Source organism: Adhaeribacter aerolatus (assembly GCF_007991635.1).
In the GTDB taxonomy this organism is placed as follows: Bacteria; Bacteroidota; Bacteroidia; order Cytophagales; family Hymenobacteraceae; genus Adhaeribacter; species Adhaeribacter aerolatus.
Genome location: NZ_BJYS01000002.1, coordinates 36,500 through 59,815, shown reverse-complemented (window position 1 = coordinate 59,815; position 23,316 = coordinate 36,500). Strand labels below are relative to the sequence as shown.

Genomic DNA, 23,316 nt, shown 5'->3' with positions numbered 1-23,316 from the left:
CGTATTAACCAGAACTTTCTGAATCTACTTTTATGCCCTGAATCAACACCGCTTTGGCAACTGACGCCTCAAATAACCTGGCAAGACTTAGCCTTTTGGGGTCGTTCCGGTAGGCTTCAAAATCAGCTATTGTCGGAAAGGATACAACATGGATTTCATCAGGGTGGTTGGGAGAAGTTATAGAATTTTTTAACCGGAGTTCGAGCTTTCCTTTATACTTCGGCAGCAGCGGCAAAACTTTGTTTTCGTAGTCCTGATATATGGATTCCTGGCCTTCGCGGATATATACTAATAAAGTGTAGTAAACTTGAGTTGGCGGCATACAGAACTGCTATAAATCAGGTAAGAAACATTATTTTTTACTTTTTACCCTACTCTGCCAAACCGGTACGTAATCGTAGGTCGGGTAAAACTCGGTATCGAAAGCACCCCAAGCCCCGTTTTCAATAGCCAGGTTTAAAGTTCTTAAAGCAGATGCCGGAATTTTAACCGTAACCACTTGCCCAATACCCATCATAACGTACCACGAAACTACCCGCGCTTCTTTGGGTGGGAATATTTCCCACAATTTATTAGATTCCTGTACTTTCTGGATTTCTTTTAAATTTTTATCCTGCTGATGTTTCAGGAATATGGTAATCATAACACTGTCGCCAGTTGCTTTACCAATATTGCTGGTTTGCGCATCACAACATACCGGAATTATTAACCCAAGAAAAAAGATCAAGACCGCAGATTTCATCTGGATGCTGCTTATGGTTATATCAATGATTTTCTTTTAAATCAATATTCTTTGCGGACTTCAAACTTATAAGATCAGGAATTGGATTATAGACAAAATCCTGCTAACTGGTAATAAATGAGCTTCGCTAGAAAAAGTATTCTGTTTACAAAAAGCTTTAAGATTGGCGGTGATAACACCACCAATGGCGCATCGATCATTCGAGACTAGAAATACTAAACAGCGTCAATATTAAACGACTTAAAAAAATATTAAAAATAATTCTCAGCTCTGCGATGAGCGGTCTTACTTAATTATTTTCTAGTCATTCAAAGCTGTTATTTCGCCCAATTCTCGATTTTTAATCCTGCTATTCTATTAAACTCTTTTTCGTTGTTTGTTACTAAAGTCATATTTAAACTTAAGGCATGGGCGGCAATAAGGGTATCAAGTGGCCCAATAGGCGTGCCTTTCTTTTCTAAATCTGCCCTTATTTTACCATATGCTATTGTTGCCTCATAATCAAAAGCTATTATATCGAGCGGCACTAGAAATTGGGTAAGTGCTTCTATATTTTTTCCGGATTGGTACTTTTTCGGACACCATACTCTAATTCGGCTAAAGTGATGGTAGAAATGGCAACACTACCTAAAGTTATTCGGCTAAACTTTTCAAGTACAATGGCAGGTTTTCTCTTAATGATATAAATGCAAATATTAGTATCGAGCAAGTAAGTCATTAGTCAAATGCTTCCCGGGCTTGATTGTCCGATTGATTTCTTTCTTCCATAAAATCAGGTGTGAATTTATCAAGACTTTCGAATAGGTTTTGCCAAGGATTATGAAATGGAATTAAATATAAAGCATTGCCTATTTTCTTAACATAGACTTTATCATCATTAATTTTATAATTATCGGGTAATCTAATCTCCTGACTACCTGAATCGCTTTGTATGTTAATTGTTTCAAAAGTCATCGTTTATAATTTTAGCTAATCTATGAAATTAAATTTTTTTCTGTTTCCCGTTTTACGATGAGCAACAACGTTAAGGCTTATCTTCCTATCTGTTAACTTTTTCTTAAGTGTTAGTTTTGCTACACAATCTACTGGGCAGAAATATTCTTTCTTACAATTACTTCATCCGAAGCACCCGAATTAAAAAGTAGCTAGCTATCACTACAAAAAAGGCGATGAAAATAAAATCGTAATGTGAAAAGACCAGGGGATATAATTTTAGCAGAAATATTCCGCCGGCCAGCAGTAAGAGAATTACGATTAAGGCCAGCCATTTCTTCCAGGTACTTTTATTTACCTTTTCCAGAAAATCTATTTGCTTGCCGGTGCCTTTCTCTATAATATTCATAATATTATTTACGAATGGGTTAAGGCGTAACTGGCATAATCCGGGCTAAATGGCTTTACCAATCGCTGCTGGCGCCGCCGCCGCCAAAGCTACCGCCCCCAAAACCACCGAAGCCGCCACCGCCGCCAAATCCGCCACCTCCAAAAGGACCGCGTCCACCGGAAAAATCGCCAAACACTACCGGCGGGAAGAAAGGACCGCCCAAGGTGCGCATACCGCCGCCACCCCGGCCACCGCCGCCCCGTTTCCGCAGGTTTATAAGTACAATCAGCACCAGGAAACCAATAATCAGCCAGAACATAATAGGTGTATCGCCTTCGCTGTTATCCTGCGGATCGGCCTGATACTGACCGCTGGCCACATCAATAATAAAATCGGTAGCCTCGTTCAGGCCCTGGTAATATTTACCGTCGCGGTAGTTGGGTTTAAGGGTATATTCGGTAATACGTTTGGCTATGGCATCGGGCACTACGCCTTCCATGCCGTAGCCGGTGGTAATATTTACTTTACGCTCGTTTACTGCCGTTAAAATGAGGATACCGTTGTTCTTGCCTTTCTGCCCGATGCCCCAGCTTTCGGCTAAGCGCACGGCATAATCCGAAATATCGTAAGGCCCGATAGAAGTAATATTTACTACCGCAATCTGGGTAGAAGTAGAGTCGTTATAGGCCACCAGTTTCTGTTCGAGGGCCGCTTCTTCATCGGGGCTCAGAATATTGGCCAGGTCGTTTACCAGGCGCGGCGGGTTGGGTCGCGCCGGAATCTCGGCACCTTCCTGCGCCCAGGCAGACCACAAGCCGATTACGGTATAAAAAAATATTAACAAAAAGCTTTTCTTCATCATCATGACCTGGGTATTGGCAACTTAACAGGGGGCATTAGCAGGTCGGAAAGGCTGAGAATATTCCGTTTATCCGCTTAATATTTAGCCATTGCCGTTATCAATCTTTCCCGTAGGAAATATCGTTTTTTAATTCGTTTATATCCGATTCGCCTTTGTTCGGGAAATAAGTTTTTAGCTGCTCGCCGGCCATTATGATGCCTTTGGCTAAACCTTCGGCATATTTCTCTTGCTTAAAGTACCCGATTACCAGACTGGTAATTTCGTTCCAGAAGTTAGGCGGCACCACGGCGTTAATACCGGCATCGCCGAGAACAGCAAACTTATGGCTCTTGAGCGCCACGTAAAATAACACGCCGTTGCGCAACGCCGTTTGGTGCATGTGCAAATAGGCAAATACCTGGGTAGCCCGGTCCAGCACGTCTATCTCACATTTGTTTTCAATGTGCACCCGTATTTCGCCGGAAGTATTCTCTTCGGCTTGTTTAATGGCATTTTCTATCTGCTGCTCGTCTTCGGGCGTAATGGTATCTTTCATGCTGTTGTGTAGTTAAATATTAAAAGTTTAAGGTTGAAAGTTTTATCAGCTTCAGACCACTATCAAGCGCAGAAATCACGCAATATTTGAAAGTTCTGGGGCATACGCTGCCTCATTTATAAAACTTTAACTTTCAACCTTAAACTTTTAACTTATTTAAAACTGTACCGATGGCGCCCGTTGTGCTCCTGGGTCGGCGGCAAAAGGCGTTTTACGTTCGAAGCCAAACATACCGGCAAAAATATTGCGCGGAAACGACCGGATATAGGTATTATAGTCCTGCACGGCATTATTAAAATGCATCCGCTCTACCGAAATCCGGTTTTCCGTACCTTCCAGCTGGGCCTGCAGTTCCAGGAAGTTCTGGTTCGACTTCAGCTCGGGGTAACTTTCGACGGTAGCCATTAAGCGCGAAAGCGAACCGCTTAACTGGCCCTGCGCTGCCTGAAAGGCGGCAATATTTTCGGGGGTCAAATTTTCGGGACTTATCTGCATGCTGGTGGCTTTGGCCCGGGCATTAATTACATCGGTTAGCGTGCTTTTCTCGAAGTTGGCCGCTCCTTTAACGGTATTTACCAGGTTAGGCACCAAATCGGCGCGGCGCTGGTAGGCGTTTTGTACCTGCGCCCATTTAGCGCCAACATTTTCGTCTTTGGCTACCATTTCGTTGTATCCGCAGGAGCTCTGGGAAAGCAACACCACTAACCCAAAAAAGTAAAGCATTAATTTTTTCATAGTTTTCAGCGATTTTACCGGTTTTAAGTTAAAGTAATTTTATACCGTAACGGGATAAAGGTACGAATTTAGGTAATCACGGTTATAAATACGTAAAACTCCAGATAAATACGGGAGCCGGACCGAATAAAAATAATATTGGCTGCCCACCCTACTAATTACGGCTGGTTTGTGCCCGCAAACCATTGCCAATACATATTATTATTTATATTGCACGCCCTAACAAAACCCAGCATGAAAGCAATTATTCCCGTTGCAGGTATTGGTTCCCGGCTGCGTCCGCATACCCATACCCAACCCAAATCGCTGATTCCGGTGGCAGGCAATACCATTCTGGGCCATATTATTGAGCGTTTGCTGGCCGGCGGCATCGAAGATTTTGTTTTTATTATCGGCTATCTCGGCGATAAAATAGAGTCTTTTGTAAAGCGGGAGTATCCGCAAATCAGGGCCGAATTTGTGGTGCAGGAACCCCGCGAGGGCCTGGGCCACGCCTTGTATGTAGCCCGCGAAACCTACCAGAACGAAGCCGATATCATTATTATGCTGGGCGATACCGTGGTAGACGTAGACATGCAGAAGCTGATCCAGTATCCGGGCACTATCCTGGGCGTGAAAAAAGTAGATACGCCCTCACTGTTTGGGGTTACCGAATTGGGTCAGGACGAGTTTGTAACCAAGGTAGTAGAGAAACCCAAAATTCCGAAATCGAACGTGGCCCTGGTGGGCCTGTATAAAATTAATAACCCGGCTAACCTGGTGCAGGCGCTTACCTATCTTATCGGCGAAGGAATAAAAACCCAGGGCGAATACCACCTGTCGGATGCGCTGATGCACCTGATTAAAAACGGCGAAAAAATGGCCACCCTGCCGGTAGATAACTGGTTCGACTGCGGCCGGAAAGAAACCTTGCTACAGGCCAATGCCATTCTGCTCAACCGCCCACCCTTCCGGGATAATAATTTACAGTTTCCCAACACCATTATTATTCCGCCCGTCAGCATTGGCGAGCACTGCGTTATTTCAAATTCTATTATTGGCCCCAACGTTGCCATCGGCGATTATACCATTGTGCAGCACACCATTCTGCACGATTCTATTATCGGGTCTTACAGCGAACTCCGCAACGCCGTGATGCACGACTCCATTGTGGGCAGCGACGCCTCCCTGCTGGGCCTGACCCACAGCTTTAACATCGGCGACAATACGGAAATTAATTTCAGTGAATAGGTTTGGTTGTTGGTTGATAGTTGTTGGTTGATAGTTGGTGGTTGTTGGTTGTTAGGGTTGAAGTCTAATACCGCTATTGAATACAGGCCAGAAAATATTAATTTGGAGGTGCTGCATGATACCAGGCTGTTGGTATTCACACCTGTTATTCAGGAGGAACCTATTTGGCAGACTACTAAATAGGTTCCTCCTGAATGACAAATGTGAGTTACTTAAATTTTAATTTTAAACTTTTTATTACGCACTGATAAAATAATATTTTACTCAACCCGATATTACAGTGCGTAAACAGCACGACATTATCTTTTAAGCAATATTCTAACCTGTAAGAAACTTTTAAACGGTTTTATAAAATATTATTCCACGCTCCAATCCTGACAACCAAAAACCGACAACCATCAACCAACAACACTCGTTTCGTTCGTTCGTAAGACATACATTGCATTTTTGGTATTTAATTTGCCAGGCATACATAAATATTAACTCCATGACCCTCCGCCGTACCCGATTACCCCAAAATATACCGGCCGCCTTCGCGTGCCTGCTGTTGCTTTTTATTTCGGCCTGCAGCGGCGGCGGCGATAAAAAAGCCGAAACAAAATCGACCGCCCCGACAGCTGGGAAAGAAAAACCAGCGCCGGCAGCCAGCACCAGTATTAGCCAGGTAAATGTATTTTTAGAGGTTTCGGGCAGCATGAAAGGGTTTATGCCCACAAACAAAGCCGAAGGTATTACCCAGTTTCAGCAAACCATCGACCCATTTCTGGCGAGCATCCAGCAGAGCAATCTGATTCAGAATAAAAATTATTTTGAGGTGCGCGAGAAACCGTACCCCACCACCTACGATCAGTTGGCACGCACCATGCGCTACGGCATCCAGCAATCCGCTTCCAGCACCACCATTCCGGCTATTCTGGATTCTATTATTTCGCAGAACCAAAACGGCATTAATATTTTAATTTCTGATTTTATTTATTCCCCCGAAAATAACCGGGCCGTCAGTTACGTCAGCACCGATATTTACCGGGTATTATCTAAAGCGAAACAGCAGGGCCAGGCGCTTTCGGTTTTTGCGGCTACTTCCGATTTTGACGGCACCTTTTACCCGGCCCAGAAGTCGGCCCAGAAAACCATTGCTAATTGCTGCGACACGCCCATCCCGTATTACGTTTGGGTAATGGGCAAACCCGAACTGGTAAGTTTATTTAACCGGTCGCTGGTAAAAAATACGTTTCCGGAGGAACTGCATTCCGGTTTCACCTTCGAGGCGCCGGCTTACTCGGTGCTGGATAAATATATGCCGGCGGGCAACTGGTATTGCGTGGCCGAAAATGGCAGTTGCCAGGCCATTACCATCAGCGACCTGAAAGCCCCCGTAGAAATGATAGTGGGCGCCAACTTTAGCGGATTACCCGCCGCCTTTACAGGTGCCGGCTACCTGAAACAAAACCTGAAAATTCAGGCCGAAAACACGGATGCCCAAATCACCAATATTTACCCGGCGGCCCAGTTCCGGACTTTACCGGGCGTTAGCGGCAAAAATACCGATCCGCTGAAGCCCTTCACCCACTTTATCAAAATAAAACTGACCAAATTAAACGCGCCGCAAACCGACCTGCGGCTGCAATTGGCCAACCAGCGCCCGGCCTGGGTGCAACAATGGACTACCACCAACGACAGCCAGATAAATCAGGCCGGCGCCAAAACTTTTAACCTGGCGGGCATTCTGGAGGGCGTAGAGCGAGCTTTTGGCGCAGATACCGGCGGAAATATTTTTGATATTGCAGTTAGATTACAAAAAGAAAAATAAACGATATGCTACCAGGTTTCTTTAAATTTATTTACGAGTTGTTTTTGTCATCGCCGCAGCCGCCGCAAACCCGGCCGGTATTCTGGAACGAAATATTCCCGAATGTGGGCCTGGTTAATATTATTACCAGCCTGCTGCTGATGTTTGTTTTTTATTACCTCATCAACCATATTTTACCGGTTGCTTTTTTCCGGAAAGCCTGGCATTGGGCGCTGTTTATGCTGCTGAGTGCCGCCATTGGCTTTGGTTACGCGCTGCAATATTGCGACACCAAAGAAGTAGAACAAAACTCGTACGTCTGGAGCTTTGCCACAATTAATGCCTTGTACGGGGCATTATTTTACATCATTTTCTCGTTCCTATTCCGGAGATGGTCCCGGGGGGCCAGCACCACACCAGTCCGGTTTTAGGTATCTGTTGGGCTGAGGTGGCAGAAATCAAACCACCCCTGCCCCTCCTTATCCAAGGAGGGGAGCGCCAGTAGCACAAGATTATCCGGTATGATGAGCCGAAACGGCAATAATTAGAATTGTTAAATCGAGCAGCAAGTTGGATAAACCGGGGTGTTTCTGCAATTCCTTCCCTAATTTAGAGAAGGTGCCCGGAGGGCGGAAGGGTTAAGCTCATCCAGGAGAAAAGTAAGGCCCAGCCGGCCAGGCGAAAGCAAGAATAAAGAAAGACTTCAGCTACTCGAAATAAAAATACCGGGCCGAATGAAATATTAAAAGGATATTAATTATCCGGCTATTAACCACTAAATACTATGTCTAAACTCTTTATATTCGGAATAGGAGGCACCGGTTCGCGCGTTATCCGGTCCTTAACCATGTTGCTGGCCGCCGGGGCCGAAATCAAAAACTGCGAAAAAATAATCCCCATCATCATCGATCCGGATGCGCAGAACGGCGACATGAACCGGACGGTAGAATTATTAAAAGTATACCGCCGTTTGCACAAGCACCTGGGCAGCCGCCCCAACGGGTTCTTCAAAACCGATATCAGTACGCTTTCGAGCCTGGCCAACGATACCGATGGCGCCGTGCAGGACACTTTTGTTTTTGACTTTGGCGGCATCAACCAGCGTTTCCGCGATTATATCCATTACAATACGTTAACCCCCGGCACCAAGAGCGTAGTGGATTTGCTTTTCACCGAAGATAACCTCGAAAGTCCGCTTACTATTGGCTTCCGGGGCAGCCCCAATATTGGCAGCATCGTCCTGAACAAAGTAGTAGAGTCGGCTGAGATCCAATATTTTGCAAAAAACTTTCAGAAAGGCGACCGCATCTTTTTTGTGAGCTCGATATTTGGTGGTACCGGCGCGGCCGGCTTCCCGTTGCTGCTCAAAAACCTGAAAGACCCGAATTCGCCGCTGGCCAACGCCGGTTACATACAGGATGCCTTAACGGGCGCGATTACCGTACTGCCTTATTTTGCCTTGCAAGCCGACGACGGCAGCGTTATTGACTCGAACGCTTTTATTACCAAAACCCGGGCAGCCCTCTCCTACTACGAGCAGCACCTGAACGGCCTGGAAGCTTTATATTACATTGCCGACACGCCGGACGCGCCTTACCAGAACCAGCCCGGCGGCAGCGGCCAGCAAAACCGCGCCCATATTATAGAGCTGCTCAGTGCCATGGCCGTGCTCGATTTTATGGACTACGGCCCCGCCGATTTTGGTTCCAGCACGCTGTACCACGAGTTTGGCCTGGCCGAAGACGCACGGGAAATTCAGTTTGGCCATTTATCGCCGGAATCGAAAGAAAAAATTGCCGAGAGCCTGAGCCGTTTCCTGTATTTTGCTACCTACTTTAATAATTATTTGCGCGAAGACAGCGATTCGCCTTATTATAAAACCCTGGAGCTAAATAATTTATTAGGCAAAGACAGCTTGTTTAAAGACCTGGATAAAATCATCAACAGCCAGGATTTCGGGTTCCTGAACTGGTTAAAAGAGCTTAACCACAACCAACGGTCTTTCGCACCCTTCAACCTGAGTACCGACGATTTCAACCTCATGATCCGGGGCAAGGAAATTATTACTAAAGCCTGGAACCCCTTCGACAAAGGCATCAGCCACGGCTTTTTCCGGAACGAGCTCGATGCCACCGAAAAGAAAATCAACGAACCCGACCGCTTCCGCAAATTCGTCATGCTCTTCGAAAATGCCACGCAAAAAGCATTTTCGGAGAAAGTGAAGGCGGTGTAATTCGTTGCTCGTTATTCGTTATTTGTTGTTCGATTTTTGTAACAGGAGTATGAAATATCCCAACCGGGAAAGTGGAAAAGGTAATCAAAGCTCCCCTCCTTAGATAAGGAGGGGCGGGGGTGGTTTGATACACATATTGAATTATGGCCGACAACACTCATAACCGTAAAAACCTAAAGACCTTCGGCAGCAAAACCGAAGCAACTTAACACCTGCCGAAGCCGAATTATGGAAGCATTTACAGAATGGCAAATTGGTTGGCAAGAAATTCAGAAGGCAGCACAGCATAGGTAATTACATTTTAGACTTTTATTGCCCGCAGGAGAAGTTAGGCATAGAATTAGATGGCAAGGTTCATTTTACTGATAATGCCTATGAAGCAGACAGCAAAAGAACTGAATACCTAAACAGCTTAAATATTAAAATAATCCGGTTTGAAAATAAAGATGTATTTAACCAACTAGAAGGTGTACTGGAAGAAATCAGGCGGAACTTTACCACCCCTAACCCCTCCTAAAATAGGCGGGGAACTGCGGCTGATGCCAAGCTTAGGCCTATTCCAAGCATTAGCTCCAACTCCTTCCCTGTTTTAGGGAAGGTGCCCGCAGGGCGGAAGGGTAACAGTACAGCGGTGATTAACCGGAAGCTTTGATTCTGAGAATCACCCGCTATAGAATCAATAATTATTATCTGCAGCCCATCAACAGGCTACAGACTAAAAATAAAATTAAAATATCCCCATACAGGGACTAAGAATTAAAACCAAAACAGCTTATGCCAAAGGTATTTCGCTTACACGACAAAGGAAAACAGCAGATAGAAGGCTGGCAGCAATCGTCGCAGATAACGCACATTGAAATTAATGATATAACCGACCCGACCGGGGCCAAGGCAAGCAAAATTGTTACGTCTATCCCCACGCCTTTCGCGCGGATGCACCTGTTCGAGACGGCTTTCGATTTTGTAAACGCCGATAAAGGCCGGCACCAGCAATCGTTGTACCACGAGTTAGTGTCGCATTACTGGGATTTGTTCGAACTCTTGTTTAACTACCACCATTACCAGGAAGCCGGCAAAAAAATCAGCATCCGCCGCTGGAACATTGAGAGCGAGTTGCAAATATTAAGGACCAACCCCGGCACCAAATTATTGGGCGATACCCTGCGGTTGTTCCTGAACGATGGCCGCTTCCAGGGCTTTGCCGATTTGTATTTGATTTATTACGAATATACCCGGCCGAACGGTGAAACCGCCGAACGCCTGATTGGCGGCACTTCGCCGTTTACCCTGCTCTTTACCACACCGGCGGTACAGCCTTTGGATATTGAGCGCCCGCAGGCCCGCGGCCATTATTTCGATAAAAATATAGTGCTGCTGCACGACCGCGACCGCGCTTTCCAGGATTTTGTTTACAGCCTTTTCCTGACCAAACCGCAGCTGCGGCAGAAAAACTTCAGCGGCAGTGTATTTGCCAATTTAAACCTGGAGAGGTTTAATGCCCTGGAACTACGTGGTGATATTACGCCTACCAGCTTTGCCACCACCTACAGTACCCTGGCCGATGTACAGGGCAACCCCGTTACCATCAAGGATCTGGTGCTGCCCACCCGTTCCAACGCCATCGAAATTAGCAGCGATTTATTTATCCGGGTTAGTCCAACGGTGTCGCAGCCGGCGGTATTGCCCATTGTACTGAAGCCGAACCTGAAAATTGAAGCCAACTACCTGAACGGGCAGCGTTGGGATGCCGCCACAACGGTGCCCTGGGTAGAGCAGGTGCCCCTGGAAAACCGAATCTTGCCAGGCAAAAAATACAAATATCCCTACCTGACCATCGGCGATTTTCTGGAGGAACATTTAATCGAGATGCCTTACGAGGTAAATACCGACCGCTTCCATACCGGCCAGGTTACTTACAGTTACGGCGCCGATACCCGCTTAAAGCACAAATTCCCGTATTTATTACCCATCAAGCGCACCTTTTTCGATTATTTCGATGTGCACGATTTGTACGAGAACTTGACCTTTGCCATCGATATTAATCATATAAAAGTTAGCCTGCGGGTTCCGGTGCAGGGCAACGACTTTATTACTTACGAGCGCAGCTATTACACCAATCCGCAAAACCCCAAAGACCAGTACGGCCAGGAAATACCCGAAAAAGGAGCGATTGTTAAAGCGAAGATTGGTTTAGGGTTCTTCCCGTTCTACAAAATGCGCAGCCAGCCGCAGCACAACGATTTGTACAAAGTGATGCTGGTGGATGATGATACTGCCCCCAACCTGGTAAACAAGCGCTACGACCTGAATTTTTACGTTCAGAATCAATTAATTACCCCCGAGGGCGGCAGCCGCAGCGCACAGAAAATACAGCGTACTTCCAAAACCATGGCCTCGGCGGGCTCTACGTATTTTGAAGTACGGCATACGCACTTTGATTATCTGGAGCTGATTTGTCCGCAGGGCGAGCATGTAAAAGGCCTGATTGTACCCAAATGGACCGAGCTGGACCGCGGTACCCAGAATTTTACGTTCTCCGTTGATTTTGGCACGACCAATACGCACGTGGCCTATAACAACCAGCCCGGCGCACACCCTAAAACCTTTAATATTGGCTTAGCTGATATGCAAGTGGTGTTGCTCAACAGCCCGTCGGCGGATGCAAATAAAACGGTTTACGAACGCTACCGGGCCGGCTTCGGCGAATTATTCCCGGTACTACTCATTCAGAACCGTGAGTTTGTGCCGTCGTTTATTGGCGAGCAGGGCTCTATCTTTGAATTTCCGATCCGGACGGCTACCTGCGAAACCCCTAATTTCCCGAACGAACCAACCCAGGTGCTCGGCAATATAAATATTGGCTTTGCGATTAATTCGGAGGTGTCGGCGGTGCAGCAGGCGCGCTACGAAACCAATTTAAAGTGGTCGATGGAGCTGGATACGCACGGCGAAGACCGGATCGAAGCCTTTTTCCGGGAACTGCTCTGGATGATGAAACACAAGGTAGCCCTAAACAACGGGATCATCGAAAATACCAAGCTTATCTGGTTCCGGCCGCTCAGCTTCGATATGTTCTCGCTGAACCAGTTTAAGAGCAAGTGGGACGAGGCGTATCAGCAAATATTTAAAACCAGCCAGTCTACCATTAATATTACCGAGTCGGTAGCGCCTTACTATTACTTAACGGCCACTAACCAGGTAGTTGCCAACCGCGACGAAAACGTGGTAAATATTGACATAGGCGGCGGCACCACCGATTTATTATTCCTAAAAGGCCAGCAACCCGCTTTCAGTACCTCGTTTAGGTTTGCCGGCGACGACCTGTGGAGCGAAGGTTATAACCGTATGCAGGGCAACGGCAAGCAAAACGGTTTCCTGCAATCGTATCGCCAGGAAAGCCGCGCCATGCCTACCTCCAGCCAGGAGCAGGAAGCCCGCCAGGCATTTGAACTGGCCATGAACAACGAGCAGTTCCACTCCGCCGATGTGGTAAGTTTATTATTCAGCTACGACGATGAACTCCGGTTTAGCCAGCATTTGCTTAAATCGCGGCAACTGCGCATTATTTTCTATTTACACTACACAGCCATTATTTACCACATCGGGCAGTTGATAAAGCACCTGGACATAGACACACCACGTTATTTCTGTTTCAGCGGCAAAGGCAGCCTGTACGTGAAATTACTCAGCGGTGGCGCCAACATGATGGTGGTAGAACGCCTGACCAAAGCTATTCTGAAAAAAGTAACCGGCCAGGAACCGAAAGCCAACTTCAAAATTATTCTGGCAAATAACCCCAAAGAAGCCACGGCCAACGGCGGGGTATTATTCGACGGCTCAGCCGAACATAGTGCTTACGATTACATCCAGGAGACCAAATTATTAGGCGGCACCGAGCCCCTGGATATCCGGGTTAATTTTACCACCGGCGAACAGGTAGATGCCACCGTGCGCGAATCGGTACTGGCTAATGCCCAGGCCTATTTGAATCTGGTGTTACAGGAGCCCGAAGTGGTGTCGATGCTGCCGGATTTAGGCGTGCAGGTAGACATGAACTTTATGCGGGAATATTTGCGGCAGCAGATTTCCGACAGTTTAAGCATCGGCCTGAACCAGTTGCACAAACACCTGCGCCGGGACGAAGTACTGCCCGAAACGCTGTTCTTCTACCCGTTAAAGCAAACTTTATTTAACTTATCGAGAGAGTTGTATGAAAAGCATTATGCCCATAAAGCAACGGTTTAAAGTAAAGCAAAAGTTTAAACTAAAGTATGCGGCCGTTTTAGCTTCTTTGAAACTGGCTGTATTCATCAGCTTATTTATTGGGGTGCAAAGCATTGCGTTGGCCCAGCAACCGAGCCAAATAGAGCAGGCCAAGCTGGATATCTGGACCGAAACCGCCTCGTTTGTATACCGCGATGCGAAGCTGGCCGAGCCGCAGAATATTGTTAACGCTACCACTTTAAAGCAGTTTGAAGAAGCTATCCGGCAGGAAGATAGCAAATCGCAGATTTATTCTAAGCTGTACCGGCCCATAGAACAAACCGGCACTTACAAGCGCGGCAAAGATGCTAAAGCGCAGCTCGATTTATTAATTAAGTCTATTAATGCGAAGCTCCGCGAAAATGAGCAGCGCATGAAAGATATAAATCGGCGGCAACAGCTAAGCGATTTATACAAGCAGTTACAGCAAATCGCTTCCGATTATGTAAATCCGGCCGTAGTAGCAGGGGCCGGCCTGCCTGATGACCCTACCACCGGCGACGCAGCATTTACCGCACCAGATGCCACCGAAACCGATCCGGATACCGCTGTCGAAAGCGCCTTTGCCGAGAATCAATTGAGTTCTTTATCGAAAAAACAACCACAAGACCAAACTAAAACCACCGACTGGATGACTACTGCGGCCTTATTGTTAAGCATACTAAGTTTAGGATTAATATATTTCCTGTATACTAAAATTAATGCGCTGAATAAGCGCATGGACCAACGCAAAAAAGATATTGATTATTTAACGCAACAGGTAAATGCGCCTGGCCGGAAAACACCCAGTGGCAATGGCCAGCTCTCGCGCGAAGAAATAGAAAGTCTGGTGCAGAAGGCAGTTGCCCGCGAAACTGCTAAACTTACAAACGGTTCAACACCAGCGGTAGCTCCTAAAGCTTCGGTTCCGGCCCCTGCTCTGCCCAAAGAGGCACCTAAACCAAAGGTCGAGCTGCCCGCCGAATCGGAAGAAGCCTTGTTAAATCCGCCACCAGCACCGGTAGCAGTTCAGCCAGAACCGACTCCCGCGCCAACTCCGGCCCCTGATAAACCTCAGAGCAAATTTGCCCGGGTGCCCGTAAACGGTGGTTTCCACGAGCAGGATTTACACCCTACCCAGCAGCACGACAGCATCTACGAAATCCGGGTAAGCCGTAAAGACCCCAGCAAAGCTGCTTTCCGGATTGTACCCAACTCGCCGGTACACCGCACGGCCATCGAGAGCGCCTACTTATCGCTGAAAGATGCCTGCCAGTACCAGCTAAACAACCAGCACGCCACCCGCATTATTACTGATGAGCCCGGCACCCTTTCTTACCAGGATGGTTTTTGGCGTATTGATAAAAAAGCAAATATTCATTTTGAGTAAAGCTAATTGCAAGTAGTTGATGGCCTTTTAGCGAATCTTACTTAATAGCTGTCTCTCATTTTGCAGGTGTCATTCAGGAGGAAACTATTTAGCAGGTAGCTGTAATAGTTCTACCTGAATGGCATTTTATTATTTCAGCGACTAAAAATTTAAAGGGCAGATTTTTCCAGAGAGTAAATCCGTCGTTTGCCTGATTACCAATCCTATAAAAATAGTACCTTACACGTGCGTTACAACCTTTTGAAAATTTCCGGATAGCAATTTGAAAAGAAGCAGCCAAATAGCTTTCTCCTGAATGACAAAGAAGGAATTCTGAAAACAAAAGTAAAATCAGCGACCGCCTTAAACCAAACATGTTTGAAGTAATATTAGAGATATTTGTAATTATCGGGATTGTACTCCTGCAAGGCTTTATCTTTCTCCAGAACCGGGGAAAGATAGCCCGCTTGGCAGAATTATTTCCAGGTAAAAGTCGGCTCCGGATAACAAAGGAATACGTAGATGCCAGCGGTAAAACACCGGACGAGGCCCGCAACAGTTTGCCCCCGGCCGCTGCCGAAAAACTAGCATTACTGGAGCAAGGTAAAAAATTTCTTTTTCTTAGTAAGCCTTCGGAACTGCATCAGGTAACCAACCTGAATAACCGCGGCGAAGCCATTGAGATGAAGAAAACCGTATATGAAGGTTTTGCCTCTACCTCCGAAATCTACCAGATGCCGTACCTCCGGCTGCTGAATATCGCCCAGAACGCCGACACCCAAATTGTAGGATTAGAAACTGCCGGTAACAATATTACGTCAGCATCGGCTAATACTGCTCCGGAAGTAGAAATTGACATAATCGCAGCCGACCGGCCCTCCCCTGCTTTCGCCGAAATTATTCAGGATACGAACGATTATTTGCGCCATAACAAAGGTGCGGCTGCTGATTTTAATATTTTAAAAGATATTGCGGAACGGCAATCGGAGGTGCTGGAGAGCGAAATACAGGCTACGGTGGCTACGCCGCTTTACATTGGTTTGCTGGGCACTTTTTTGGGTGTAATCCTGGGCTTGTCGGGCATTATTTTCGGTGAAGGCGTCAGTAACGAATCTATCCAGACTTTTATAACCGGTGTGGTGGTGGCGATGGTGGGCAGCTTTGCCGGTTTGCTTTTTACGTTGTGGGGCAACAACCTATTTAAAAATGCCCGTTTCCAGCGCGATCATCTAAAAAACAATTACTACACCTTTTTGCAGGCCCGCTTATTGCCCAAACTGCACTCCGATATGGCTACCAGTTTAGGTAACCTAAAATCGGTACTGGATGCGTTTAACAAAGACTTTTTTGATAAAGTAGCTGATTTCAAGCCCATTATTGCTGGCATCACGGAAAACATTAAAGTGCAGCGCGATTTCCTGGTGAAGATGGAAGAAGTGGGCTATACCGAAATTGCCAATGCCAGCGTGCAGGTGTTTGATAAGGTTACCCGGAGTACCGAGGAGTTTCAGAAGTTTTTGGGTTACCAAATATCATTGAATAAATCGCTGGAAATGGGCGACCAGACGGTGAGCAAGATTCATGGTTTGCTGGACCGCATGAGCAGCTTTGAGAAAGGTATTAACAACCTGGGGCAACACATTGGCCAGCACGATAACCTGATTCAGAAGCAGCTCGATTTTTTCGGCAAACACGAGCGCGAGATGGAAGATATTTCGGCTAAGATTGAGCAGTTCTACGACCAGTCGGCGGGCCGCTTAACCGAGCTGATGGATGCCCGCATGAAATATTTAGAACAGGACGCGCAGAACGCTTACGAACGCTGGGCCAACCACTTTGAGCACCTGAACCGCGATAATATTTACGAGCGCATTGTTAATTACCTGGAGCCTTTCGGGCAGCTAAACCGCCAGCAGGAAACCATGCGCCAGGAACTGAACCAGACGCAACGCACCTTACTCGAAAAAATAGACCGCGACAATGAAACACAAGCCCGGCTGGTGAAACAAATGGAAATGCTCAACTACAACCTGGATAAACTCACCCAACCCGGCATGTTTAAGAAAATGATGAACCGAATGATGGGTAAGTAATTCGTTGGTCGTTATTCGTTACTTGTTGTTCGAAGCCGATGAAGTTCATTTGTGTCATTCAGGAGGAAACTTGTTGGTTATCTACTAACAAGTTTCCTCCTGAATGACAAAGGTGGGTTACTTAAACTTTTGTTTTTTAGCTTTTCGTAACATCAGTCAAAAAGAAACAACTAGATAAATCAGACTAAAATTGGTTAACTATTTAAACATTACAATGGGTTAATCTATTGATTGGAAAATAAATAATCATTGAAACAAGATAATAAAGATTTTTTCTGGCCCAGTTACGTCGACCTCATGACGGCATTATTTATTGTGATGCTGGTGTTGTTTGTGCTGAGCTACAAATTATTTCAGGATAAACAGAGCGAATTGCTGGTACAGGTGGAGCAATTGCGCAAAATTCAGGAAATAGAATTAGCGCTGAAAGGCCTCGAAGGCAAATACTTCCGTTTCGACCCGGTGAATAAGCGCCACGAGTTGAAAGTGGATATAACTTTTGACAAGGACAGTTGGGTAATTAAAGAAAAAGACAAAGAAGTGCTTTACCAGGCTGGCTTAACCTTAAAAAAAATAATTGAAGATATTAAAGAAGATCAGGGCGTAAAATACCTGGTCATTATTGAAGGCATGGCTGCCCGCGATCCGTACGACCCTAAGTTTCACATAAAAAACCGCGATTACGGGTACGAACTGAGTTATAACCGGGCATTGGCTTTACTTAACTTTTGGCAGGCCCGCAATATTAACTTTAACCCCAATCGTTTCGAGATAATTATTGCCGGCAGCGGCTTTTACGGTACGGGGCGCTATACCGGCCGCCGCGAATACGAGAACAAACGCTTTCTCATTCAGGTAATTCCCAAAATAGGCAAGATGAGTCAGGTTAAAGCTTCTTGATAGCCAGCTTTTCTGCCAACGCAGGCAATCATTTACTCTGCGTGTAATAGCCGCTCAATATCTTTTATCCGGCCAAATAATACCAGAATATCGTTTTGCTCGAAACGGGTATCGGCTGTAACTACGCCCAGCACCCGGCGCTGCACACTTCTGTTCCACAACTTTATACTATTATCGGCGCGCAAAATGGTGAGCACGTTTACCTTATACTGGTTCCGGATGTTAGATTCTACAATCGTCAGGCCAACGTAACGGTCAGGTACGGTAGCCTCAATAATGTTGTAATCATCGGCTAAATCAAAAGAATCAATTACGCCTTTCATTTCCAGGCGTTTAGCCAAACGCTCGGCCGCTTCCTGTTCCGGCCGCACAATCTGGTCGATGCCAATGGCTTCGAGTACTTTCTGGTGAATGGGCGAGATAGCCCGGCCAATAATGCGCTTTACGTTTAGCTGTTTAAACAAGGCAGTTGCCATTACCGAGGCGCCAAAATCCTCGCCGATACCTATTACTACGACATCGGTTTCTTTTATGGGCAAGGTATGCAAGGCTTGCTGGTCGGTGGCATCGAGGCAAATAGTGTGGGTTATCTGGTTTTTGTAATTATCTACTTTTTCCAGGCTTTTATCAATCGCTATTACTTCGTGGCCCATAGCGGTAAGCTGCATGCTCAGGGTAGAACCAAAATTACCTAATCCCACAATTATATATTTCATTTGTAATGCTTTACGTTAGCTGATAATAATATTTTCACTGGGGTAGCTGTAATGCATGGCTTTGTCGCGGTTAATAAAACTAAGCACAAACGTAATAATGCCCACCCGCCCCAAAAACATAGTAAGCATTATTATTATTTTACTACCATCGTTTAACTGCGGCGTAAGGCCTAAACTTAGACCTACGGTAGCAAAGGCCGAAAAAACTTCGAAAACCACGGCTTTTAAATCGTGCCGGGCATCGAAAACGGTTACCAGAAAAACGTTCAGGCCAATAATCATAAAAGATAAAAATATTACCCCAAAGGCTCTCTTAACCGACTCATTAGGGATTTCCCGGTGCATTACTTCCAGGCGGTCGCGGGCTTTGCCAATGCTGATGATATTTAGGAAAGCAAGGGCAATGGTTGTGGTTTTAATACCGCCCCCGGTGGAAGCCGGCGAAGCACCAATCCACATGAGCAGCAAATATATTAAAACAGTAGGCGTGGTTAGGGCAGTCATACTAACCGTATTAAACCCGGCCGTCCGGGGGGTAACCGACCCAAAAAAGGAAGTAACCAGTTTACCGTACCAGGAGTGTTCCTGCAAGGCATGCCGATACTCCAGCACCCCAAACAAGACAGTACCCAAAACCAATAATATAGCCGTGGTTATAAGCACAATTTTAGAGTTAACGCTTAACAGCCGGGGTTGGTGCTTATAAGCGTGTGGCCGGAAAACAGCGTAAAACAATTTTGATATTTCCTGTTTCAGGTATTTATAAATGTTAAACATTATAGGAAAACCTAATCCGCCAAAGATAATGAGCCAGGCCAGCGTGAGCTGTAAATTATAATTGTACCGAATCCGGCTATCGTACAGCCCATCGGTTAGGGTAGAAAAACCGGCATTACAAAAGGCCGAAATAGCGTGGAAAACAGCAAAGCCCCACTGTTCTACCGGGTTGCCATTATAAAGCTGCTTATCTATACTTAAATAAATAAACAGCGCCCCAATAGCTTCTATGAGTAAAGTAACGCCTACAATTTTAATAATGGTGCGGAAAGTTTGGCCCAGGTGTTCTTCGTTTACCATGCTTTGCAAAAACAACTGGTTCTTAAAAGTGCTGTTTCTCTGGAAAACAAGCGCCACAAAGCTGGTAAAAGTCATGATACCCAAGCCGCCCAGCTGAATAAGTAAGATTATAATTTTTTTACCAAAAGGGGTAAAGGCCGTAGCCGTATCTACTACGGTTAAACCCGTAACGCAAACGGCACTGGTAGCGGTAAAAAAAGCATCCAGAATAGAAATTTCCTGGTGCGTAGCCCGGGGCAGCAGCAGTAAGCCAGCACCGGCAAAAATTAAAAATAAAAAACTGTAAATAAAGAGCAGCGCCGGGTTAAAGGTTAACCGGTAAATCCGGAAATCTACCCGGGATAATTGCACCAGGAAAATATAAATAAAAACCAGGTGGGTAAAAGCGCGCCGGTCGAAGAAGCTAATCCAGCTTACATCTCCGTAAGGCGTGTTGCGCATAAAAAAGCGCAGGCAAAGCGCCAGAAAAAAGAACAAGAGCAGCACAATTTCAAGCCTGCGTTTCCGGGTAATATTCCGGTGGTTAAACAAAGCCAGAAACCGGATACCCAGCACCACAAAAAAAGTAATCAGCAAAAAAGAATTCGCTTTGTGAATAGCGCTCTCGGTTTCGGGTGTATAACTAAAGCCAATATTATAGAGCATCAGCAGCAGGGCAACCACACTCAGGAATAATGTAACCTGCTCTATTACTTTGAGTGCCTGCTTCCGCCATCGCACCAAGGTGTGCTGCATTTGCTTTACCCAGCGTGTCTGGCTCATGCTTTATCGTGGTATGTTAAGGCAATTTTCAACCTGTTTATGAATGGCAGTATTTATGAAGGCAATAAAACGGGTTATCCTTCCGTACCAAAGCGCACAAGCCACTATGCGTAAAGCTATAAATATTTAGCTGAAAGTTTACAAATAGCCCTGCTTACTGCATTTGCCGAAAAGCTAAACCTGGCATGTACCCGAATTCAACTTTAGACACATGCTACCCTGCGTGGCTGCGCAGCTTAAGGCTATTTAACAGCGGCAACCCCACAAAGTTTGCTTTACTCCGGTTAGATGACTCCTGTTAAAACCGCTGGCGGAAAAAGATTTTCCCGGTAACTACGCCTTGGCGTTCATTTTGAACTAATTATAGCCCATAGGCTGCTACTATTGCTTAATAAATTCCGTTACCACAACCATTTTAGCAGCCCGCTTAGCAACTCCGTTTTCTATATAATTGTCGGGCGCAATAGCTACTTGCCAGTACATTCTTTCTTCGGTTAAAAAGGTAATTAAGTGTTGCGAACCGCCGGGTGTGTCAAGAAGAATATATTTTTCATCTTCTATCTCGTGTAACACATATTTAGATGATTTCGGTGTTGCATTTTGCTTTGATAAGGTAACATACCCTTTCGTAAATTTAAAAGTAACAGTATCGTTTTCCTGCTCCTCAAAAATTTTGTTACCCGCGCCATCGTAATAATTGCGGGTAAAGGTGCTTTTCCAGTTTCCTTGTATGCGGTCGTCCAGGCTGGGCACCGGCGCTGCTTTTTCGGCACAACCCACTAACAGCCACAAAAATATTGGCAGTAGAAATATTACCTTCATGCTGTTTTATTTAAAATTAGATTTATAGTAATTAAAATATCACTGCTTTTTATCAAGTGGGTAACTGAATCTGCGCAAGAACCAAATACGGGGCTGACGTATACATCAGGCTGGTTCTGGCGAAATAACCCGATAGTAAAACCAATAATGCACATAGTATGCTTATTATCTGTAACGTTATACGCCTATAAGATAAACGTAAACGGCCGCAAAACCAAGCCATTATTTTGCTTAGATTTACCTTAAATTATTTAACCTGTGCATACTATTTCTAAAAAGAAGCTGGTTTACCCGGTATCGAAAAAGCTGCGGAAATACCTGCAAACCTACGACCGGGAAAGAAAACTGCCGCTGCGTTACGAAGACTTAACGCATTATACCGAGTCTTTTCCGTACTACGATAAGCAAGGGCACGATACGTTGTGGCAGGTGGTACTTTACGAACAGCACCAGCGCGAAGAACTTAACCAGGGCCTGACCATGATTTATGCCTTGTTAAAAACCGACGGTGATATTTCGGTAATGGAACACTTGCAGGTATCCAGGGTAGATTATTGCACCTTTGGTAATACCAATCCGTTTCGGGTACAAATTAAAAACCAGCTAAACGATAACTACGATTATTTTTATGTAAAACGCGCCGATGCTTCACGGATTTACGGTCTGGAACTGGAGCATATATTATCGCCCAGCCGCATTAATTACCTCGTAGACGGCGAAACCCTGATTGAAGAGCATATTGCCGGCATACCCGGCGATGTGTTTATAAAAGAATATTTGCCCCGGCCCAACACCAACCTGGTGCGCATAGCCAAAGAGTTTGTAAAATTTAACGAGCGTTGTTTTATCCGACTGCTCGGCGATATGCGCTCTTACAATTACGTAATAGATGTTACGCCCGATTTTGAAGACGAGCAATACCGGGTGCGTTCCATCGATTTCGACCAGCAATCGTACGAAGGCCGCAAGGTAATGTACCTGCCACAGTTTTTTAAAGACAACAACAAGGTAGTAGAACTGGTATTAAAACTGCTGAAGCCCCAAACCATTCAGCAATATTTAAGCGAAGAACGCACCTTGCTGTATCACCGTTTAAAACTGGCCCGCTACCGGCTGAAAGACCTGATTGACATAATGCGCACCGACACCATTTCGACGCCTGAAAAAGTAGAGCAGCTAAAAAAAGATTTGGCCGAGCACCACCAGTTAGACGAGTTTCTGAAGTGCAATAATATGGGCGATTTGGTGCGGTTAAACCTCAAAACCATTTTAACCCGCGAACCCCGGATTGTGGTTAATGTTCATAGAAAGCAAAGCTAATATTTTAGCTTTTGTACCATTTGCAGTGTTTCAGATTAGATTAGTATTCTATTTAATTATCCCAAATTGTTCTGATAAAGGTCGCAGTAGAAAATTCTATTCCATCTATTTTGGTGTTGCCGGTTAGTCCTCCTAAATAACCAATTTGGTTGCATTCAGCATCTACTACTTTAGCGCCACTATCTGACATACAATTTCCAGGACTGAGAACATAAACTATCTTGTTTTGAAATTTATATTCTTTGACAGAAGCACCTTTATCGCATGGTGATTCCTTGTTTAATTTCTTTGTACTCTTAACAATACAATCGGAAACGCCTGGTTCAATGCCTAATCTATCGCAACCGGTAAAAATTAAAATAATTAACACTTGTAAAAATAGTAGTCGTTTCACGATATGTATTCTTTCTTAATAAATCCAATCCCTTTTGTTTTGACCCTATATTTAACTAAGTGGTTGCACACCCTAATAAAATACTTCCCACTCTGTGATTTCGTCAAACAAGAAAGTTCTTTTGCTTTATAATTACACCTTATTTATCTGATAAATAAAATATTAATAGCT

20 protein-coding genes and 2 pseudogenes are annotated in these 23,316 nt (G+C 45.3%); 10 read left to right on the top strand and 12 right to left on the bottom strand.

What is annotated here, in order from left to right:
- Positions 1-4 precede the first annotated feature (4 nt).
- The 8 genes and pseudogenes from AAE02nite_RS02235 to AAE02nite_RS02200 form a co-directional block, all read right to left on the bottom strand.
- On the bottom strand, positions 5-322 hold the full coding sequence (locus tag AAE02nite_RS02235) for a DUF1330 domain-containing protein (protein ID WP_146894820.1): 318 nt from the start codon (positions 320-322) through the stop codon (positions 5-7).
- Positions 323-352: 30 nt separating this feature from the next.
- Positions 353-742: a hypothetical protein gene (locus AAE02nite_RS02230; protein WP_146894819.1), complete on the bottom strand. Its 390-nt coding sequence runs from the start codon at positions 740-742 to the stop codon at positions 353-355.
- Between the two features lie 317 nt (positions 743-1,059).
- Positions 1,060-1,460: pseudogene (gene vapC / locus AAE02nite_RS26985) on the bottom strand (type II toxin-antitoxin system tRNA(fMet)-specific endonuclease VapC).
- Complete coding sequence (vapB, locus tag AAE02nite_RS02220; protein WP_146894818.1) at positions 1,460-1,696, bottom strand: type II toxin-antitoxin system VapB family antitoxin; 237 nt, start codon at positions 1,694-1,696, stop codon at positions 1,460-1,462. Before vapB ends, vapC begins: the two are co-directional and overlap by 1 nt.
- 157 nt (positions 1,697-1,853) lie before the next feature.
- The gene (locus AAE02nite_RS02215) at positions 1,854-2,084 is read right to left on the bottom strand and encodes a hypothetical protein (RefSeq protein ID WP_146894817.1); all 231 of its coding nucleotides are present in this window, start codon (positions 2,082-2,084) and stop codon (positions 1,854-1,856) included.
- 55 nt (positions 2,085-2,139) lie between these two features.
- Entirely contained in the window at positions 2,140-2,925 is a 786-nt protein-coding gene (locus tag AAE02nite_RS02210; RefSeq protein ID WP_146894947.1) for a TPM domain-containing protein, read from the bottom strand.
- Positions 2,926-3,025: 100 nt separating this feature from the next.
- Positions 3,026-3,463 (bottom strand): TPM domain-containing protein, encoded by a 438-nt coding sequence (locus AAE02nite_RS02205; RefSeq protein ID WP_146894816.1) that lies wholly within the window; start codon positions 3,461-3,463, stop codon positions 3,026-3,028.
- Positions 3,464-3,619: 156 nt separating this feature from the next.
- The gene (locus AAE02nite_RS02200) at positions 3,620-4,198 is read right to left on the bottom strand and encodes a LemA family protein (RefSeq protein WP_146894815.1); all 579 of its coding nucleotides are present in this window, start codon (positions 4,196-4,198) and stop codon (positions 3,620-3,622) included.
- A gap of 234 nt (positions 4,199-4,432) precedes the next feature.
- Between AAE02nite_RS02200 and AAE02nite_RS02195 the strand changes: the two genes are divergently transcribed.
- The 9 genes and pseudogenes from AAE02nite_RS02195 (at position 4,433) to AAE02nite_RS02155 (ending at position 18,054) form a co-directional block, all read left to right on the top strand.
- On the top strand, positions 4,433-5,428 hold the full coding sequence (locus AAE02nite_RS02195; protein ID WP_146894814.1) for a sugar phosphate nucleotidyltransferase: 996 nt from the start codon (positions 4,433-4,435) through the stop codon (positions 5,426-5,428).
- A 487-nt stretch (positions 5,429-5,915) separates the two neighbouring features.
- A complete protein-coding gene (locus AAE02nite_RS02190) occupies positions 5,916-7,238 on the top strand; it encodes a hypothetical protein (RefSeq protein ID WP_146894813.1) in 1,323 nt (440 codons plus the stop codon).
- 5 nt (positions 7,239-7,243) lie between these two features.
- On the top strand, positions 7,244-7,648 hold the full coding sequence (locus tag AAE02nite_RS02185; protein ID WP_146894812.1) for a hypothetical protein: 405 nt from the start codon (positions 7,244-7,246) through the stop codon (positions 7,646-7,648).
- Between the two features lie 353 nt (positions 7,649-8,001).
- The gene (locus AAE02nite_RS02180; protein ID WP_146894811.1) at positions 8,002-9,450 is read left to right on the top strand and encodes a hypothetical protein; all 1,449 of its coding nucleotides are present in this window, start codon (positions 8,002-8,004) and stop codon (positions 9,448-9,450) included.
- Positions 9,451-9,694: 244 nt separating this feature from the next.
- Positions 9,695-9,967 (top strand): annotated as a pseudogene (locus AAE02nite_RS02175) (endonuclease domain-containing protein); the annotation flags it as partial.
- 257 nt (positions 9,968-10,224) lie between these two features.
- On the top strand, positions 10,225-13,695 hold the full coding sequence (locus AAE02nite_RS02170) for a hypothetical protein (RefSeq protein ID WP_146894810.1): 3,471 nt from the start codon (positions 10,225-10,227) through the stop codon (positions 13,693-13,695).
- Entirely contained in the window at positions 13,661-15,082 is a 1,422-nt protein-coding gene (locus AAE02nite_RS02165; protein ID WP_146894809.1) for a hypothetical protein, read from the top strand. Before AAE02nite_RS02170 ends, AAE02nite_RS02165 begins: the two co-directional genes overlap by 35 nt.
- A gap of 353 nt (positions 15,083-15,435) precedes the next feature.
- Complete coding sequence (locus tag AAE02nite_RS02160; protein ID WP_146894808.1) at positions 15,436-17,154, top strand: hypothetical protein; 1,719 nt, start codon at positions 15,436-15,438, stop codon at positions 17,152-17,154.
- Between the two features lie 249 nt (positions 17,155-17,403).
- On the top strand, positions 17,404-18,054 hold the full coding sequence (locus tag AAE02nite_RS02155) for a hypothetical protein (protein ID WP_146894807.1): 651 nt from the start codon (positions 17,404-17,406) through the stop codon (positions 18,052-18,054).
- Positions 18,055-18,086: 32 nt separating this feature from the next.
- Here AAE02nite_RS02155 and AAE02nite_RS02150 read toward each other — a convergent pair whose 3' ends face one another.
- The 3 genes from AAE02nite_RS02150 to AAE02nite_RS02140 form a co-directional block, all read right to left on the bottom strand.
- Positions 18,087-18,770, bottom strand: a complete 684-nt coding sequence (locus AAE02nite_RS02150) for a potassium channel family protein (RefSeq protein WP_146894806.1) — start codon at positions 18,768-18,770, stop codon at positions 18,087-18,089.
- Positions 18,771-18,785: 15 nt separating this feature from the next.
- Positions 18,786-20,609, bottom strand: coding sequence for a TrkH family potassium uptake protein (locus AAE02nite_RS02145; RefSeq protein WP_146894805.1), 1,824 nt, complete (start codon positions 20,607-20,609; stop codon positions 18,786-18,788).
- A gap of 381 nt (positions 20,610-20,990) precedes the next feature.
- A complete protein-coding gene (locus tag AAE02nite_RS02140) occupies positions 20,991-21,431 on the bottom strand; it encodes a hypothetical protein (protein ID WP_146894804.1) in 441 nt (146 codons plus the stop codon).
- A 258-nt stretch (positions 21,432-21,689) separates the two neighbouring features.
- On the opposite strand from AAE02nite_RS02140, the gene AAE02nite_RS02135 reads away from it, so the two are divergent.
- Complete coding sequence (locus AAE02nite_RS02135) at positions 21,690-22,751, top strand: hypothetical protein (protein ID WP_146894803.1); 1,062 nt, start codon at positions 21,690-21,692, stop codon at positions 22,749-22,751.
- 52 nt (positions 22,752-22,803) lie between these two features.
- Here AAE02nite_RS02135 and AAE02nite_RS02130 read toward each other — a convergent pair whose 3' ends face one another.
- The gene (locus AAE02nite_RS02130) at positions 22,804-23,145 is read right to left on the bottom strand and encodes a DUF6970 domain-containing protein (protein ID WP_146894802.1); all 342 of its coding nucleotides are present in this window, start codon (positions 23,143-23,145) and stop codon (positions 22,804-22,806) included.
- Positions 23,146-23,316 lie beyond the last annotated feature (171 nt).